Consider the following 17,151-nt stretch of genomic DNA (forward strand, 5'->3'; position numbering starts at 1 on the left):
CATCTTCCTGTTTTGATCACAGCAATACTCCTTTCGGGCATTATTCAAGGCGGCTTTCTGGCGATGATGCTGCTGCGAAAACCATCCAACCAGGTCCCTAACCGGATTCTCGCCACGCTCATTTTGGTAGTCATGAGCCACCTTTTTCTGATCTGCCTGGATGTTAAAGATATGTTTCTTCTGTATCCGCATTGCAGCAGGCTGTCGTGGCTGTTACCGCTTTTATACGGGCCGCTGATCCTGCTGCTGACCCAAAGCATTACCGACCCCGATTTCAGGATGCATCGGCGGCAATGGCTGTCGCTTTTACCTTTTGCGATCTACTTCTTCATTTTGCTCCCCTATTTCTCCTTACCAACGGCCGACAAGCTGGCCTACCTTTCCGACTCCCGTTTAGTCGCGCAACAGGATTTTGGCTGGATGAACACGCTTACCAACTATCTTCATGTAGGTTTCGTGGGGAGTTCATTGCTCACATTTTACCGCAACCTGCGCAAACGCTCCCAGCACTTTTCGAACAGCGACCTCATCGACGTCCATTGGCTCAAAGAATTCCTTTGGATCGTGCTATCGGTCATGCTCTTTTCAGTGGCTACCTTTTACGCCCGGAAATACCGGGTAGCGTATCTTGGCAGCATTTACCCGGCGCATTTCCTGCTCGTAGTGGTGCTCATCTACTGGATCGCATTCAAGCTTCTTCATGAAAAGGCCGCATTAACGCCTTCACCCGCTACTGCGCCCGCGCAGGAGGCTGAACCCGCCCCAAAGTATGCCAAAAGCAGCCTATCTGATGTGCTCAGCGACGACATTGCACAGCGCGTCACCACCCTGATGCATTCCGAAAAGCCTTACCTGGACAATAATCTAACGCTCGTCGAGCTCGCTGCACGCCTGGACATCCCGCGACATCAGCTATCGCAGGTAATTAATACAGCATTTGGCGTAAATTTTTTCGAATTTGTCAATCAATACCGGTTGCAGGAATTCAAGGTCCAGGCACTCGATCCGTCCAACCAGCATTTATCCCTGCTGGGTATTGCATTGGAATGCGGTTTCAATTCGAAGGCAACATTTAACCAGGCATTCAAAAAGCTGGAAGGAACCACGCCGTCCGATTTTGTGAAAAAGAACCGGGAAGGTGTATTGAAATAATCATTCAGAGATAGCATGGCATCACAGCTCATTCTTCAGAACCTGGCCGAATCCATCGAGCTTGATCCGGCCGAAAAAGATTTTTTCCTCTCGCTGTTGCAAACCCAAAAGCTCCGGAGAAAAGAATATCTCCTGCAAGCCGGCGAGGTGTGCAGGTACCAGTCATTTGTCGTCTCCGGCTGTTTGAAGGTTTCCTATCTGGATCCGGCCGGCTCGGAACACGTAGTGAAATTTGCACCCGAAAACTGGTGGGCATTCGACCTTGAGAGCTTTGCCGTCCAGTCAGGCGCATTTTACGCCATCCAGGCAATCGAGGATACCGAGGTGCAGAAAATCAGTCGGGCGAATATGGACCTCTTGCTGGACCGTGTTCCCAAGTTTGAGAAATTCAACCGGCTCATGTACCAGACTGCCTATATCGCTTTACAGCGCCGGCTCACCCAGAACCTTGCCAGCAAGGCCGACGAACGTTACCAGCAATTTCAATTGAAATACCCCGGCTTGCAAAATCGGATAGCCCAGAAAGATATAGCCTCTTACCTCGGCGTTACTCCCGAATTCCTCAGTTCGATGCGCCGCCGCGACATGCGCATGCATTTTCCGGACAAGTCAATTCTTAATCTACATTAAGAGTTTACGCTTTTTTCGGGCCTTGCTTTGTGAAACTAAATTCAACAATTAATGGATCAAAGCATTGCTTACACAAACACCGACTGGTCGGGCTTTTTACTACGCCTGACCATCGCACTGGTCATGCTCCCGCACGGCGCTCAGAAAATGCTGGGAATTTTTGGCGGATACGGCTTTAAGGCCACGATGAATTTCTTTACGGAGTCTATGAAACTCCCCTGGCCCATCGCATTTCTGGTCATTATCATCGAGTTTGTCGGACCGATAAGCCTTTTCCTCGGGTTCGGCACCCGGCTCTGGGCGACGGCCCTCGCGATCGTGATGATCGGAGCCGTGTGGACGACCAGCGGCCGATACGGCTTCTTTATGAACTGGTATGGAAACCAGGCCGGCGAAGGTTTTGAATACCATTTGCTGGTCATCGGCCTCTGCCTGTCCTTGTTAATTTCCGGCGGCGGCCAGTATTCAATCGATCGCCTATTCTGAGCGGGCGTCTTTGGCACCGCTCTGACCCGGCGATATGGAAGATGGGAGGATAGCAGCGAAGAATTGCCTGATATCCTCCACCAGCAAATCGGGTACCTCCATGGTCGGGAAATGGCATCCCCTTTCATAAAAAGACCACCTGTCGGGCTCGCCCATGAAGGAAGTCAATTTCTTCAACAGGCTTTCCTCTTCTTTTTTGCCAAAACAGGCTATGGCTGACGGCACCTTCGGGGGCGTCCACTGATTCGCCTCCCCGTTATGATCACCACCCCAATCAAATGCCATGCTCATATTTTCGGACAGAATCGCCGCGCTCGATGCGCCCAGCTGATTAAACCAGTACAGGGAAACATTCGTCAGCATGAGGTCCATCCCAATCGCATCCTCCGGAAGGTTTTTGTCCCGATCAGTCCATTCCCTGTATTTTTCCACCATCCATGCCAGCTGCCCTACCGGGCTGTCCGACAATGCGATGCCGATCGTTTCAGGCCTGGTCGCCTGAATATCCAGATACGCCGTACCCTCCTTTTTATACAGCCTCATCCGTTCCAGTCCGGCCTTTTCCTCATCCGTGAAAGATGCGTCGTCCGAAGGGAACATCCCCAGGCCTGCGACGGCGAAAAAATCCGAATTGATGTGTGTTCCTATCAGGTTATACGCAGCCACGCCCGTCATGATCCCCGCAATGCCCGCGCCCATATCCCCGCCATGTACGGCAAACCTTTCGTAACCCAGCCTGTTCATCAACTCGGTGAATGTGGCCGCGATCCTGAACATGTTGTAACCCTTCGCTTTGACGGGTATCGAAAAACCAAAACCAGGAATGGAAGGAATCACCAGGTCGAATGCAATCTGATCGGGGTCCTGCGGATTGGATAACGGTTCAATGACCCGGGTAAAATCGGCGAACGATCCCGGCCAGCCGTGGATCAGCATGAGGGGAACTGCATTTGCCCTGGTCGATTTGATGTGCAGGTAATGGATATTCTGCCCTTCGATTTCGGTCAGGAAATGCGGGTATTGATTCAAATCCGCTTCCTGTTTCCGCCAGTCGAACTGTTTCTGCCAGTAATCGGCGACGTGTTTCAGGTAATCGACCGGTACGCCCTTTTCCCATCCGCTTTGTATACCCGGCGTAGTCCAGCGGGCATGGGCCAGTCTTTGTTTGAGGTAATCAACTTCGGAGGCTGAGATCTGAATTTTGAATGGCTGCATGGTTTTTGAATTTTGAATGTGAAACTGATGACATGACAAAATTCGGCACCAAGCGTCCGGCAAACGATAACAATTGTTAATAAACGCTACCGCCTGTTCCGTATTCTGCTCAGAGATACGGAGGTGATCCCCAGGAAAGAGGCAATGTAATGCTGAGGTACTCTTTGCAGTATTTGCGGGTATTGTTCGAGCAACTCCCTGTACCTTTCCTCGGGGCTGTTTTTGATCCTGGAAAGGAATAGTTTTTCGACGTACAGCAGTCGCTGGTGCGTTTGTTCTTCCATCGCCTCCCGGATCAACGGAGAGGCTTCGATGATCTCGAAATAATCCTTTTTGGTCAGCGTATGGAGCACACAGGGTTCAAGGCTCTCGATCGTATAGAGGCTTGGGAGGTTGTAGCGGAAGCTCTCCGCCGAGGAAACCCCTTCTCCTTCAAAGAAAAACTGGAAAGTAATGTCTTTACCGTCCTTATTGAAAGAAAGCCTCAGACAACCTTTTTCAATAAAGTAAACTTTCCTGGCAACCTCGCCTTCTTCGAGCAGTACCGTCCTGGCCGGAATTTCTTCCCTTCTGAACAGGTAACCAAACTTCCCCCACTCAGCTTGTATGCTTAGGTCCGCCATGAATGTTAATCATCGAAGTTAATGCGTGTCCGTCGCGCGTCCTGTAAAAAGGATATCCCGGTACCTGATTTCCGCGAGGGCATTCAGCTTCCATCTGACCAGGTGTTTCCGCCAGCCCGTTGCCTTGTCCAGCTCGTGGCCGTATTCGGCCATTACCTGTTTTTTGACCGCCAGGCGAATATTTGCCAGCTGAGCGCGCTTGGGATTCAGGAAAAAACCGTTGTGATCGGGAAGCATATCAGTCGGGATTTTGATTTGGGTTGCGTAAGATACGGTTTTACAAGTAATATTACAGCTTCCTGCCCTTTATGGCATTGATAAACTGCATCTACCTTCATGGACCAAAAGACAATACGAATCAAAGACATTGCCCTTAAAGCCAAAGTATCCCCCGGCACTGTGGACCGCGTCATTCATAACCGCGGAAAAGTGGCGGAAAAAGTCAGGATCCGCATTCAGAAAATCATCGACGAAAGCAACTACGAGCCCAACCTGATGGCCCGGGCGCTGGGCTCGAAAAAGCAGTACCGGTTTGCCGCCCTGATTCCGGACCATCAGGTGGATTCCTATTGGCAGGCCCCCAAAACGGGTATTGAAAAAGCAGCCGGCGAGCTGAAACAATTCGGCGTTTCGGTCCGGCAATTTATTTTCAATCCCTATGATGCAAAGGATTTTGTCAAAAAGGCGGAGGAGCTGACCGCCACGGGCCCCGACGGGATTTTCCTGTCGCCAATCTTTTATCACGAGGTACTACCCTTCCTTGCACAATGGCACGAGACGTCGGTCCCTTTTGTGTTGTTCAACACCGAAATATCCGATCACGGGCCGCTGAGCTACATTGGGCAGGACTCGTACCAGAGCGGGAAGCTGGCCGGAAAGCTCATGCATTACGGCCAATCGGAGCCGTGCTCGATCCTGATCGTGCATATCGACGAGAAAATCGACAACGCGGCCCACTTGCTCAAAAAAGAGGAAGGCTTGCGGGATTATTTCAGTCAGCAGCGTGACACTTTCAGCATCACGACGATCGAACTCGACAGCTCCGACACCGAAAGTTTCAATAACAGGCTCGCAGAAGCCGTGAACGGCATCGCCGACCTCCGGCACATTTTCGTTACGACTTCCAAAGCGCACCTGGTAGCCTCGGAGCTGGAACGGAGGCGACTGGAAAATATCCGCATTATCGGCTACGACCTGGTGCCAGCCAACCTGCATTACCTCGAAAAAGGCAGCATCGGTTTCCTGATCAACCAGAATCCTGAACGGCAGGGTTACCTCGGCATCCGGCAACTCGCCGACTTCCTGGTGTTTCGCAAGGCGGTCTCCAAAACGAAGTTCCTGCCGCTGGATATCATCACGCTCGAAAACCTCCGGTACTATCTGGAAGAAGAGGTCATGAATACAGCGGAAAAGCTCGTCTGACCGACAGGCATTATCGGCTACCTTCCGTTTTTGTAACCGATAACTGTATCCGCGTAAATCAACAAAATTAAAATTTTACAAAAGTGTGTACGCACACACTTTTATTTGGTAGTTTCGTATTTATGAAACTGACCCTACCGCTTCTTTTCATCTCCCTGGTCTCGTTCCGGCTTTCCGTTGCGCAGGAACTTCCCTATGTTTCCGGCAACAATTCATGGAATCCCGACTCACTGGGCAACGTCCGCGCCGTGATCGACGTGAAGCAGCAAAGCAGTACGGCCACCATTGCCGCGGCCCATGCGGTGATCGACTGGCGGCGCCGGGACCTGCATACGGATAGCGAGGTGATCGTGGTAGACAGTGCAACCGGCCGTAGGGTTTTGAATGTAAAAACCGAAAACATCAGTCGTGAATCGGGCGGGGTTATTTTCGAGCCGGTATCGGGTTCGGGCACCTATTACATTTACTATTTGCCCTACAAAGTTCAGGGGAGGACCAACTATCCGACGGCTAACTACCTGAAACGAAGCAACACCGCCTCCGCAAGCTGGCTAAGCGGCCTGAAAAATGCGGTACCTGCAAAAGTCCGGTATATCGAGGCGGTTAACGAAATGAGCAGCCCCTACCCGATGGAGGTAATCGCAAAATCGGGCGAAGTCAAAAAATTGCGGGCGGCAAATGCTTCCCGAAAATACCTCGTGTTTCCCGAAGACCGGATGCACCCCATCCGTATGACGGACGACCTGCCCCAGCGATGGATCTTGAAAGGCGCCAACCGCGCATTCCGTGACCAGGCTCGTCCCGGAGAAAACTATACTTTCCAAATAGGCGTATATCCTATAACGTTACCACTGAATAACGTCCGCATACGCTTTTCCGACTTAAAGCAGGGCGGCCTGGCCGTTATTCCTGCGAAAGCATTCTCCTGCCTGAACACCGACGGCACCGGCTGGGATGCGCAACCGGTCAAAAAGCAGGTATCGGTCGCCCAGGGCAAAGTACAGGCCATCTGGTGCCTGGCCGACATTCCCGCGAACATTCCTGCGGGCAGCTATACGGGGAAAGTTTATGTAACTGCTTCCAATGCCCCTGAAACGGCCGTTGATATTACCCTGCAAATCAGCGGCCCCGCGCTGGCCGACAAGGGGATCAGCGAGCCACAAAAGCAAACCCGACTGGCATGGCTCAATTCGACCATGGCACAACAGAACGAAGTAATCGGCCCTTACCTGCCGTTGCAGCGGCAAGGCAATGCGGTTTCGCTGCTGGGCCGCAGGTTTACCGTCGGCAACAACGGGCTCCCGGAGCGGATTGAGACCTACTTCACGCCGGAAATGACCGGCCTCTCCACCACCCCGAAAGATGTGTTGAAGGCCCCTTTCCGCTTTGTCGCCACGTCGAAAGGCGGAAAAGTTGAAAATTGGACAGATAAGGGCGTGCGCTATACCGAGCAGGCGCCGGGGACTGTCGCCTGGACAGCCTCGGGCACCTCCGCGCACCTGCGTATGGACGTAGCGGGCCATATCGAGTTCGACGGTTTCGTGGCTTACGACATCAAACTGACGGCGCTTTCGGATACGGAGCTGGACGATGTTTACATGGATATTCCAATGAGCCCGGATGCCGCCCGCTACATGATGGGCCTCAACCTGAAAGGCGGCAAACGCCCTGCCTCCTATGACTGGAAATGGGAAGTAGCCACCAAAAACCAGGACGGCGCGTGGATTGGCGATGTCAATGCCGGGCTCAATTTCTCCCTGCGCGACGAGCATTATGTACGCCCGCTGAATACGAATTTTTATTTGCAAAAGCCCCTTCTGCTGCCTACTTCCTGGGGTAATAGCAACAAGGGAGGCATCCGGATTTCGGAAACCGACGGACAGGTGCTGATCCGGAATTACAGCGGCGCCCGTACGATGAAAAAAGGTGAAAGTCTGCATTACAATTTCACGTTACTTATCACGCCATTCCACGCGCTGGACACGGATGCCCAATGGAAAACACGGTTTTACCACCGTTATAATGATCCCGATTCGATACGCGCGAAAGGTGCCACGATCGTGAACATCCACCACGCTACACCCATTAACCCCTATATTAATTACCCCTTTATCGAGTACAAAGTCATGAAGGAGTATATCGATAAGGCGCATAAAGACGGCTTGCAGGTGAAAATATACAACACGGTGCGCGAGCTGTCCAACAGCGCCTGTGAGCTGTTCCCGCTGCGCAGCCTGGGGCACGAGATATTCTCGCCGGGCAAGGGATTGGGCTATGCCTGGTTGCAGGAGCATTTGGGCGACGATTACATTGCCGCCTGGTATGTTCCCGAAATCAAGGACGCCTCGGTCGTCAATTCAGGCATGAGCCGCTGGCATAACTACTATGTGGAGGGTATGAACTGGCTGACGCAGCATGTGGGCATCGACGGTATTTACCTCGACGACGTGGCTTTCGACCGCACCACCATGAAGCGTGTGAAGCGCGTACTCACCCGCGATGGCCACCCGGGCTATATCGACCTGCATTCGGCTAACCAGTACAACAAGAACGACGGGTTCAACAACAGCGCGAACCTGTATATGGAGCATTTCCCCTACCTGAACCGCCTTTGGTTCGGTGAATACTTTGACTATGAGCAAAATAACCCGGACTTTTTCATGACCGAGGTTTCCGGCATTCCTTTCGGCCTCATGGGCGAAATGCTGGAAAACGGCGGTAATCCATGGAGAGGACTGGTTTACGGCATGACCAACCGGATGCCCTGGAAAGAAGGCAGCGACGCACGCGCCATCTGGAAAGTTTGGGACGAGTTCGGGATGCAGGGCAGCAAAATGCTCGGTTACTGGACCGATTCCAATCCCGTCAAAACCGATCATCCGCAGGTGCTCACTACCAGCTATGTGCAGGACAAACGGGCGCTCGTCTCCATTGCCAGCTGGGCAGAGGGCGACACCAGTTTCCATTTGAATATCGACTGGAAGAAACTGGGCATCGACCCGCAGAAGGCACAGATCACCGCTCCCGGGATCGTCAACTTCCAGCCGGCCGGCCATTTCACTGCTACACAGTCTATTCCGGTTACAAAAGGCCGCGGATGGTTACTGATTATATCGAAAAAACCGTAATCAGTAAAATGAAGTATTTCGGTTTCATTTTCCAGTAAAATTTTCTTTCAAATTGACAAAATGCAGGAATTTTAATTTCAGAGTGTGTGCGCACACATTTTGTTTTCTACATTTGTTTCAACCTATATTTCACTCAAAATGAGCGCATTTGACAGGAGCTACCAACGGTAGTCGTTCCCGTCTGGAAGAGCTTTTTATGTTAACCCCAAAAACCCAATTCCTATGAAGTTAAAGGCTATACTGAGTTTCATTTTCGTTGCCCTGCTGGCTATCGGCAGCAGCTTCGGTCAGACCGGCGAGATCCGCGTGTCGGGTACGGTGACCGACGCCAAGGGCGCCGAGATACCCGGTGCCAACGTATCGCTGTCGGGCACTACCACCGGTGTGATTACCGACACAGAGGGGAAGTTCTCCCTTGCCGTTCCCAATAGCCAGTCGGTGCTGCGCATTTCGTTTATCGGCTACAAAACAGCCGAAATCACCGTGGGCAACCAGACGGTCTTCAAGGTTACCCTGGAAGAAGATTCCAAAACCCTCGACCAGCTGGTGGTGGTGGGATACGGTACCCAGAAAAAGAAGGACCTGACCGGCGCCGTGAGCTCTATTGCGAGCGAGAGCCTCAACCTGGGCGGTGCCACTTCCAACGTGGCGCAGGCATTCCAGGGACGTGCGGCCGGCGTGCAGGTGAGCCAGTCGAACTCGGCGCCCGGCGGTACTACCGTGGTGCGCATTCGGGGCGGCAACTCCATTTCATCCACCAACGAGCCTTTGTACGTGGTTGACGGCTTCCCATCCGAAACCGGAAAGGACATTAACCCCAACGACATCGAAGACATCCAGATCCTGAAAGATGCTTCTGCAACGGCCATTTACGGTGCCCGCGGCGCCAACGGCGTTGTGATCATCACCACCAAGAGGGGAAAGGCCGGAAAGGCGCAAGTTGTTTTCGACAGCTATTACGGCGTGCAGAAAGTGAGCAGCAGCTACGAGAAGATGACCGGCCTGCAAGCCATGGAAATCACCAATGCGAAGAATGCCGAAAAAGGGCTTCCGGCATTGTACACGCCTACCGACCTGGCGAGCGGCATCAGCAACGACTGGTTCAAACTCGCTACACGCAATGCGAGCGTGCAGAGTTACAGCCTCACCGCCAGCGGTGGCAATGACGATACCCGCGTGGCATTGTCGCTGAACTATTTCAACCAGGACGGCGCCTTGAAAAATACCGACTACGACCGCTACTCGGTGCGTCTGAACGCCGACAAGCAGTTTGGCAAGCGTTTCAAAATGGGTGCCAATGTGTACGGTGCGCATACTTTTTCGCGCTTCAAGAACTACGACGGTTCTATCGTACCTTCCAACGTGATGTACGGCATCCTTTCGGCCTCGCCGGCGGTGCCTGCCTACAACGCGAATGGCACTTTTGCCCGCTTCCAGGGCCGTGACAACCCGTTGGCGTGGCTGCTTGCCCCTACCAACGACAAGTTCGGCAACAAGGTCAATGTCAATGCATTTGCCGAATACATGATCACCAACGATCTGACATTCAAGGTCAATGCGGGAACGGAATACAATGGTTTCAAGGAAGGTACTTACCTCCCCCGCGACCTCGTGGACGGGGAGAAAGTAAAAGGCCGCGCCACCGTGAACGACAATGCGGCTTACCGGAACCTGGTAGAGGCCTATTTTACCTATATCAAAACCTTCGGCGCCCACTCGATCAATGCGGTAGCCGGTGTTTCGACACAGGATGATAAAACAGAAGAGCATTACTCGGCTGTTCAGAATTTCAGCTCGGACGTGTTTTTGTACAACAACCTGGGTGCAGGAACCGAACGCGTAACCTCGACCAGCTCGAAAATCAATACCAAAATCGCTTCGGCTTACGGCAGGATCAATTATGGTTTCAAGGACAAATACCTCGCCACTTTCACCATCCGTCGCGACGGTTCGTCACGCTTCGGGGAAAACAACCGTTACGGATACTTCCCGTCGGGCTCGCTGGCATGGCGCATCGGGGATGAGGAGTTTGTCAAAAGCCTCAACCTGTTCTCCGATCTGAAAGTACGCGCCAGCTATGGTGTGACCGGTAACGACCGTATCGGGGACTATGCCTACATGACTACCTTCTCGCCCGTGAACGTGACCCTCGACGGCGACAATTCGTACGGCGGCGTGGCGGCAACCCGTTTGCCCAACCCCGATTTGAAATGGGAAAGCACCGCACAGCTCGACCTTGGTGTGGACATGGCATTCCTGGGCGGCCGCATTTCGGCGACATTCGATTATTATCACAAAAAGACCAACGACCTGCTGATGAACATCCCTATCGGCGACTGGCAGGGTTTCAGCAGCCAGATTGTCAACGCGGGTGCGATCCAGAACAACGGTCTTGAACTTTCACTCAATACACAGAATGTTTCCAAAGGCAGCTTCCGTTGGAAAACCGCATTCAACATTGCGTATAACAAGCAGAAGATCCTCGACCTCGGCGGACGCCCGTACATTATCACTACTACTGCCAACCCATACGGAGGCCGTGCGGTGGATTTCACCAAGCTGGAACCGGGCCGCGAGCTCAGCAGTTTCTTCGGGTACCAATATGCAGGTGTGATCAAAACCGGCGAAACCTACGGCCCACAGCCCAATGCACCGGCAGGAAGCCCGAAATACGTGGATGTGAATGGCGATAATGTGATCAACGCCAACGACCGTACTTTCCTTGGCCATGCCAACCCGCATTATACTTTCGGGATAGGCAACGAGTTCAGGTACAAGAATTTCGACCTGAATATCTTCATGCAGGGTGCGCTGGATTACAGCCTGTACAATGCCAATGCGCTGATCCTCGAATCGGGCTTCGGTACTTCGGCGCTGAACCGCTGGACGCCTAACAACCAGAATACCGATATTCCGCAGGATGGCTACGCTACTACTTCTTATGGTGGCTATATCAACTCCCGCTTCATCGAGGACGCATCCTACCTGCGCTGCAAGATGATCACGCTGGGCTACGAACTTCCGTTCGGTCAGGCAAGCCGGGTGAAAGTGAGGCTGTACGGCACGGTGCAGAACCTGTTCACGATCACCGGCTACACCGGCACCGATCCTGAGGTGAATACCAAAGCGGCAAACAGCGGCAGCTCGGCGAGCAGCATCAACCTCGCGTCGGGCCTCGATTATACCGCATTCCCGTCGTACCGTTCCTATACCCTTGGCCTAAAAATCAATTTCTAATAGCATCAAAATGAAATACATCTCAATTCTGTCACTGATGATGTTGTTCGTGGCGGTTTCCTGTGAAAGCCTCATCGAACCGAAAGTTTACAGCATTCTCACCGACGCCAATGCATTCCAGTCGAAAGACGATGCCATTGCCGCCGTGAATGCCGCCTATTCCCGACTAAAACAACCGAGCGGGAGCAACGACTCCTGGATGTACTACGCGGGTTTCCAGGTAACGATCACCGACCTTACCACCGACGCCGGCCACGCGAAATCGGGCGGCGACGTGGGCCTGATGTCGGACGCCAACTGGGGACCGAGCAATACCTACCTCGCTTACGCCTGGCAGCACCAGTACAAGCTGGTTTCGGACGTGAACAATGCATTGTATTATATTCCGAAGATCAAAGCGCTGACCGCCGAAGAGCAGGCGCAGTTTGCAGGTGAGCTGAAATTCCTCCGTGCGCTGGGCTATTATGACCTGACCAACGCATTTGGCCCCGTACCATTGATGACCGAGGATTCGGTAGCTAAAAACATCCAGAACCCGGATTACGAAGCCAAAACGCCTGTTACCCAGGTAGCGGACATCAATGCGAAGATCATCAGCGACCTGGAATATGCCGCGCAGAACCTGCCGTTGAACTACACCAGCAGCAAAATCTACAAAACCAACGACGTAGGCCGTGCTACCAAAGGCTCCGCGCTCGCATTGCTTTGCAAGTTGTATATGCGTGAGAAAAACTGGCAGAAAGTAGTGGAGATCAGTCAGCAGATCACCGATCTGAAACAGTACCAGCTGTACCCCTCCTACTCCGAATTGTTCGCAGAAAGCAACAAATGGTGCTCGGAAAACATTTTCAGCGCATTGTCCAACAACCTCGTGGATGCCACCGAAATGATGAACCACTTCGGGCCGATCAACCACAAGGAGGTGACCGACCGCTGGCAGTATTTCGGGATCCCGTGGCGGTTCTGGAACACGTTCGAAAAAAACGACGAGCGTCGTGAAATGTTCTTCTACGACTACATCGGTACCGACGGTCTCCGCTACGTGCAGCCACCGGCCGGGGCTGTTAACCCACCAGCGGGCTATTATTACCTGCCCGACGTCGCATCGAAGAAATACGCCGACCCGAAAGGCTCGACGACCTACCTCGACGGTCACGTTTTCCCGATTATCCGTTACGCCGACATCCTGCTGAGCCGTGCCGAAGCATTGAACGAGCTCACCGGCCCGAACGCCGAAAGCATCCAGCTGATCAACCAGGTAAAAAGCCGCTCGAAAGCCACCCTGCTGGGCGCTGCGGGCACATTCACCAAAGAAACGTTGCGCGACGCGATCCTGCAAGAGCGTGGATGGGAGTTCTTCTTCGAATGCAAACGCCGCGAAGACCTGATCCGGATGGACAAGTACCAGAGCATGGTGAACACGTACCTGAGCGCCATCGGCAAAACGCCGCGGATCGATATTAACAAACACAGATATTTCCCGTACCCACAGGCACAGGTAGACATTAATCCTAACCTTTCGAATACCGGCAGATAACCGTCGGGCAATTATGCAGACAGGCAGTACGCATTCCCGCGTATTGCCTGCTGCCATTTTCGGGGCCGGTTTTGAATTATATTTACAAATCCATTACATCCATTTCCTATGCAACGCATCCTCCTCGCCCTCGCTATCCTGATCACCGGCATCGCTTTTGTGGGCTGTAACGGCACGGGTATCGAAACGATCAGCCTTAGCGCTCCGGGCAGGAATACGCTGAAAGTGAGGATCGACGTCAAAACCACCGACCCCAACACCGTCCGCATCGAGTACTGGCAAAAGGCCGATTCGCTGCACAAGTTCACCACCATTTCGTCGCCAACGGGTACCGACCACGCATTGGTACTGACGAATCTGCGGCCCAAATCGCAATACCTTTACCATATTATTTCCTCGGAAGGTGGTAAGGAAACCACCAGCAAGGTTTACGATTTCCGGACGTCGAGCTACCCGATGTGGATCCAGGATTTTTTCCAGACCATTGCGCCCGACTCGACCATCGTTCCGGATCCGTTCAAAAAAGGCTTTATCCTCTTCTCTCGCCGCGAAACGCCGGGGATTATTTTCCTGCTGGATCATAAAGGCGATATCCGCTGGTACCATCAGGTGAATGGCACCGGCTTCAAAACCACACATTTCACACGCAACAAAACCATCCTGTCCATTCTCGGGACAGAAGAATATCCTACCAGCTATGGCAACGAAATCCTGGAAATATCGCTCACCGGCGACACGCTCCTGCACCTGAAAAAGGGCGAAAACGATTTCAAGGAAACGATCCACCACGAGATTATCCTCAACGACCGCAGCGAGATCGTGACATTGAATGTGCAAACCCGCATCATGGACCTCAGCTCCGTGGGCGGCAGCAAGCAGGATACGGTCAAAAGCGATGGAATCCTCGTACTCGACCGCAAGGGGAAGAAAGTATGGGGCTGGTCGGTATTCGATGCGCTCGACCCGCTGAAAGACCCGAAAATCATGCAAGAGAAAAAAGACTGGATGCATGCCAACAGCGTGAGTTTCGACCGCGACGGGAATTACCTGATGTCATTTTACAACAACGGGCAAATCTGGAAGATCGACTCCAAAACCGGCAAGGTAATCTGGAAATTCGGCCGGGGTGGCGATTTCCAAATGCCTGCCGAGGGCGTTTTCGACCAGGGCCATGCCGTTCACCGCAACGCCCAGGGCGACCTGATGCTGTTCGATAACGGTACCAGCAAGCAAACCACCCGTACACTCACATTCGGGCTCGACGAGTCGAACAAAACTTCGGTACTGAAACACCATATTACATTGCCCAAAGAATTTTACACCGCGCGTATGGGCAGCGCTTACCTGGTCGGGCGCGATGCGGTGCTGCATTGCAGCTCGAAAACCAACAGCATTGTCCTCACCAATCTCGACGGACGTTTCCTGTGGGCGCTCAAAAGCAGGATTATGCCTTATCGCGCCGAGTTTGTTCCACAAGAGCAGGTTGCCCCCTACCTGGTAAACTGACGCGCGATGCAACCGGTACCCGTCTATCTTTTCCTGACTTTCCTGAAAATCGGCGCTACGTCGTGGGGCGGCTTCATGTCGCTGATTTCGATGATTCAGAAAAAGGTCGTTGAAAAGGACCGTATGCTCGACAATGCGAAGGTTATGGAGGGGATTTCGCTCGCATCGGTGCTGCCGGGGCCGATGGCCGTGAATGTGGTTTCCTATGTAGGTTACCAGCTCGGCGGGTGGAAAGGCGCATTCGTCAGCGTCGCCGCGGTCATTCTACCCTCATTTGTATTGATGCTGGCGCTTTCGCATTTCTACTTTCAATATGGCGATGTGCCGGCCATGAGCCATTTCTTTGCGGGAATATTGCCGGCTGTCGCGGCCATTATCGTCAGCGTGGCGATCAGCATGGGACGCAAGAATATTTCGGACATCCCGCAAGTACTCATTGCGGTCGTTTCGGCCGTGGTGGTTTTTGTTTCAAAATCCTACTTCACTACCCTGGCAGTTTTGCTGGCCAGTGCGCTGATGGGCTATTTGATATACTTCAAAAAGGCTGCTTCATCGGCCACGCCTGAACCTACGCGAGCGGGTTTTCAAATATCCTATCTGCTGATTTTGCTTATCATATCAATAATTGCGCTGATCGCCTGGCCGCAAAGCAATCCGCTAGCCGCATTGCACCGGACCATCCTGCTGACATTTTCCGGCATGAGTCTTACCCAATTCGGAGGCGGTTATGTAATCATCCCGGCTATGCAGAAAATCATCGTGGATGGTCACCACTGGCTTTCCGACCGTGCCTTTGCCGACGCCATTGCCATGGGCCAGGTTACGCCCGGGCCAATTTTCATCAGCGTCACCTTCATCGGCTACAAACTCGCCGGCTTCTGGGGCGCATTGAATGCCACCATCGCCATTTTCACCCCGACCGCCATTTTAACGATCATAGCAGCCCGTTTTTTTAACAAAATCAATCAATCTGAATTGGTCATTGCGGTATTCAAAGGTTTGAGGCCCGCCATTATCGGCATGATCGTATCGGCTGGCGCCTCCATTTTGTGGGGCAATGGGTTAACTGTTTTTTCAGTGGCCGTGTTTGCCGCCGCGCTTGGCACAACGATTTACTTCAAAGCCGACCCGGCATTAGTGGTGCCGGCAGCCGGTATTCTTGGATTACTTATATTGTAAGTCATGACATTTACCCCAGTTCAAATTATCGGCACCCAGCGAAGCGGCTCCAATCTGCTGCGGCTCATGCTCAACCAACTGCCTGAAGTATCGGCGCCCCACCCACCGCATATCCTCGAAAGGCTCATGCCGCTGCTTCCCGTGTACGGCGACCTGACCATCGAAAGTCGGTTCGAGCAGTTGATCGACGATGTATGCACGCTGGTGGAAACGAACCCGGTGTCCTGGACGGCCGTTACGCTTGACCGCCCGGCGATCCGGCAACGGTGTGAGGTGCCTACCCTGCCCGAAGTCGCCAAAGCGGTATATGAACTGAAAGCCGCAGCCGACGGCGCGCGTATCTGGATGTGCAAAAGCATGGCCAATATCCATTATGCCGCAGAACTCGAACAATACAGCACGCCGCCTCGGTACATCCACCTTTTTCGTGACGGCCGCGATGTAGCGCTGTCTTTCAAAAAGGCCATTGTGGGTGAAAAACACAGCTATCACCTGGCGCAGCAGTGGAAGAGCGAACAGGAGGCATCCATTGCATTATTTGAAAAACTAGGCCCGGGTCGCGTGCTCCGCGTGCGTTACGAGGATTTGCTGAAAGACAGCGAAACCGAACTGAAACGTATCTGTGCATTCATCGGCGCGGAATACTCGGAAACGGTACTGGCCTACCACGAATCGGCTGAATCACGCGAAACGGCCAATTCGGGATTGATGTGGCAGAATGTGGTAAAACCTGTCCTGACCGACAACCACCGCAAATTCCTGATTGGCCTCTCGGAAGCTGATATCCGGATTTTCGAGCGCGTGGCCGGGGATACGCTGGTAAAACTGGACTACGAGCTTGTTTATGAAAAGGACGAGACCTCCTTTTCAGCGCGGGATATTGCAGAATTTTCTCAAATCAATCAGGCATCAAAAAGCGAGTTCAGGGCGAAACTGAGGCCGGAAGACCTTGAAAAAAGGCGCCCGCAGGAACAGTTGCTCAAAGCGATAGCCGGTCGGCAGCCCCTGGCCGGGCGCCCCTTATCCCTACATTGAA

13 protein-coding genes are annotated in these 17,151 nt (G+C 52.9%); 10 read left to right on the forward strand and 3 right to left on the reverse strand.

Features of this window, described 5'->3' with window-relative positions; all coding sequences use genetic code 11:
- Nucleotides 1-12 precede the first annotated feature (12 nt).
- From J7619_RS00875 to J7619_RS00885, 3 genes are read left to right on the forward strand one after another with little or no spacing between them, the layout of a single operon-like run.
- Complete coding sequence (locus J7619_RS00875) at nt 13-1,152, forward strand: AraC family transcriptional regulator (protein ID WP_291192940.1); 1,140 nt, start codon at nt 13-15, stop codon at nt 1,150-1,152.
- Between the two features lie 15 nt (nt 1,153-1,167).
- Nucleotides 1,168-1,782 (forward strand): Crp/Fnr family transcriptional regulator, encoded by a 615-nt coding sequence (locus tag J7619_RS00880; RefSeq protein ID WP_291192941.1) that lies wholly within the window; start codon nt 1,168-1,170, stop codon nt 1,780-1,782.
- 51 nt (nt 1,783-1,833) lie between these two features.
- Entirely contained in the window at nt 1,834-2,268 is a 435-nt protein-coding gene (locus J7619_RS00885) for a DoxX family protein (RefSeq protein WP_291192943.1), read from the forward strand.
- Here J7619_RS00885 and J7619_RS00890 read toward each other — a convergent pair.
- The 3 genes from J7619_RS00890 to J7619_RS00900 all read right to left on the reverse strand — a co-directional run bounded on the left by J7619_RS00890 (nt 2,260) and on the right by J7619_RS00900 (nt 4,343).
- Nucleotides 2,260-3,483 carry an epoxide hydrolase family protein gene (locus J7619_RS00890; RefSeq protein WP_291192945.1) on the reverse strand — a complete coding sequence of 408 codons (1,224 nt, stop codon included), beginning with the start codon at nt 3,481-3,483 and terminating at the stop codon, nt 2,260-2,262. The genes J7619_RS00885 and J7619_RS00890 overlap by 9 nt on opposite strands.
- Nucleotides 3,484-3,569: 86 nt before the next feature.
- Nucleotides 3,570-4,106 (reverse strand): Crp/Fnr family transcriptional regulator, encoded by a 537-nt coding sequence (locus tag J7619_RS00895; protein ID WP_291192963.1) that lies wholly within the window; start codon nt 4,104-4,106, stop codon nt 3,570-3,572.
- An 18-nt stretch (nt 4,107-4,124) separates the two neighbouring features.
- Nucleotides 4,125-4,343 (reverse strand): hypothetical protein, encoded by a 219-nt coding sequence (locus tag J7619_RS00900; protein WP_291192965.1) that lies wholly within the window; start codon nt 4,341-4,343, stop codon nt 4,125-4,127.
- 99 nt (nt 4,344-4,442) lie between these two features.
- Between J7619_RS00900 and J7619_RS00905 the strand changes: the two genes are divergently transcribed.
- The 7 genes from J7619_RS00905 (at nt 4,443) to J7619_RS00935 (ending at nt 17,150) form a co-directional block, all read left to right on the forward strand.
- Nucleotides 4,443-5,528: a substrate-binding domain-containing protein gene (locus tag J7619_RS00905; RefSeq protein WP_291192967.1), complete on the forward strand. Its 1,086-nt coding sequence runs from the start codon at nt 4,443-4,445 to the stop codon at nt 5,526-5,528.
- Nucleotides 5,529-5,650: 122 nt separating this feature from the next.
- The gene (locus J7619_RS00910; protein ID WP_291192969.1) at nt 5,651-8,656 is read left to right on the forward strand and encodes a glycoside hydrolase domain-containing protein; all 3,006 of its coding nucleotides are present in this window, start codon (nt 5,651-5,653) and stop codon (nt 8,654-8,656) included.
- 222 nt (nt 8,657-8,878) lie between these two features.
- The gene (locus tag J7619_RS00915; protein ID WP_291192971.1) at nt 8,879-11,893 is read left to right on the forward strand and encodes a TonB-dependent receptor; all 3,015 of its coding nucleotides are present in this window, start codon (nt 8,879-8,881) and stop codon (nt 11,891-11,893) included.
- A 10-nt stretch (nt 11,894-11,903) separates the two neighbouring features.
- Nucleotides 11,904-13,430, forward strand: a complete 1,527-nt coding sequence (locus J7619_RS00920; protein ID WP_291192973.1) for a RagB/SusD family nutrient uptake outer membrane protein — start codon at nt 11,904-11,906, stop codon at nt 13,428-13,430.
- Between the two features lie 108 nt (nt 13,431-13,538).
- Nucleotides 13,539-14,936 carry an aryl-sulfate sulfotransferase gene (locus tag J7619_RS00925; RefSeq protein ID WP_291192975.1) on the forward strand — a complete coding sequence of 466 codons (1,398 nt, stop codon included), beginning with the start codon at nt 13,539-13,541 and terminating at the stop codon, nt 14,934-14,936.
- Nucleotides 14,937-14,942: 6 nt separating this feature from the next.
- The gene (chrA, locus tag J7619_RS00930) at nt 14,943-16,115 is read left to right on the forward strand and encodes a chromate efflux transporter (RefSeq protein WP_291192977.1); all 1,173 of its coding nucleotides are present in this window, start codon (nt 14,943-14,945) and stop codon (nt 16,113-16,115) included.
- 3 nt (nt 16,116-16,118) lie between these two features.
- On the forward strand, nt 16,119-17,150 hold the full coding sequence (locus tag J7619_RS00935; RefSeq protein ID WP_291192979.1) for a sulfotransferase: 1,032 nt from the start codon (nt 16,119-16,121) through the stop codon (nt 17,148-17,150).
- The last annotated feature ends 1 nt before the right edge of the window (nt 17,151 follow it).

This window comes from Dyadobacter sp. (assembly GCF_017744695.1).
Lineage (GTDB): Bacteria > Bacteroidota > Bacteroidia > Cytophagales > Spirosomataceae > Dyadobacter.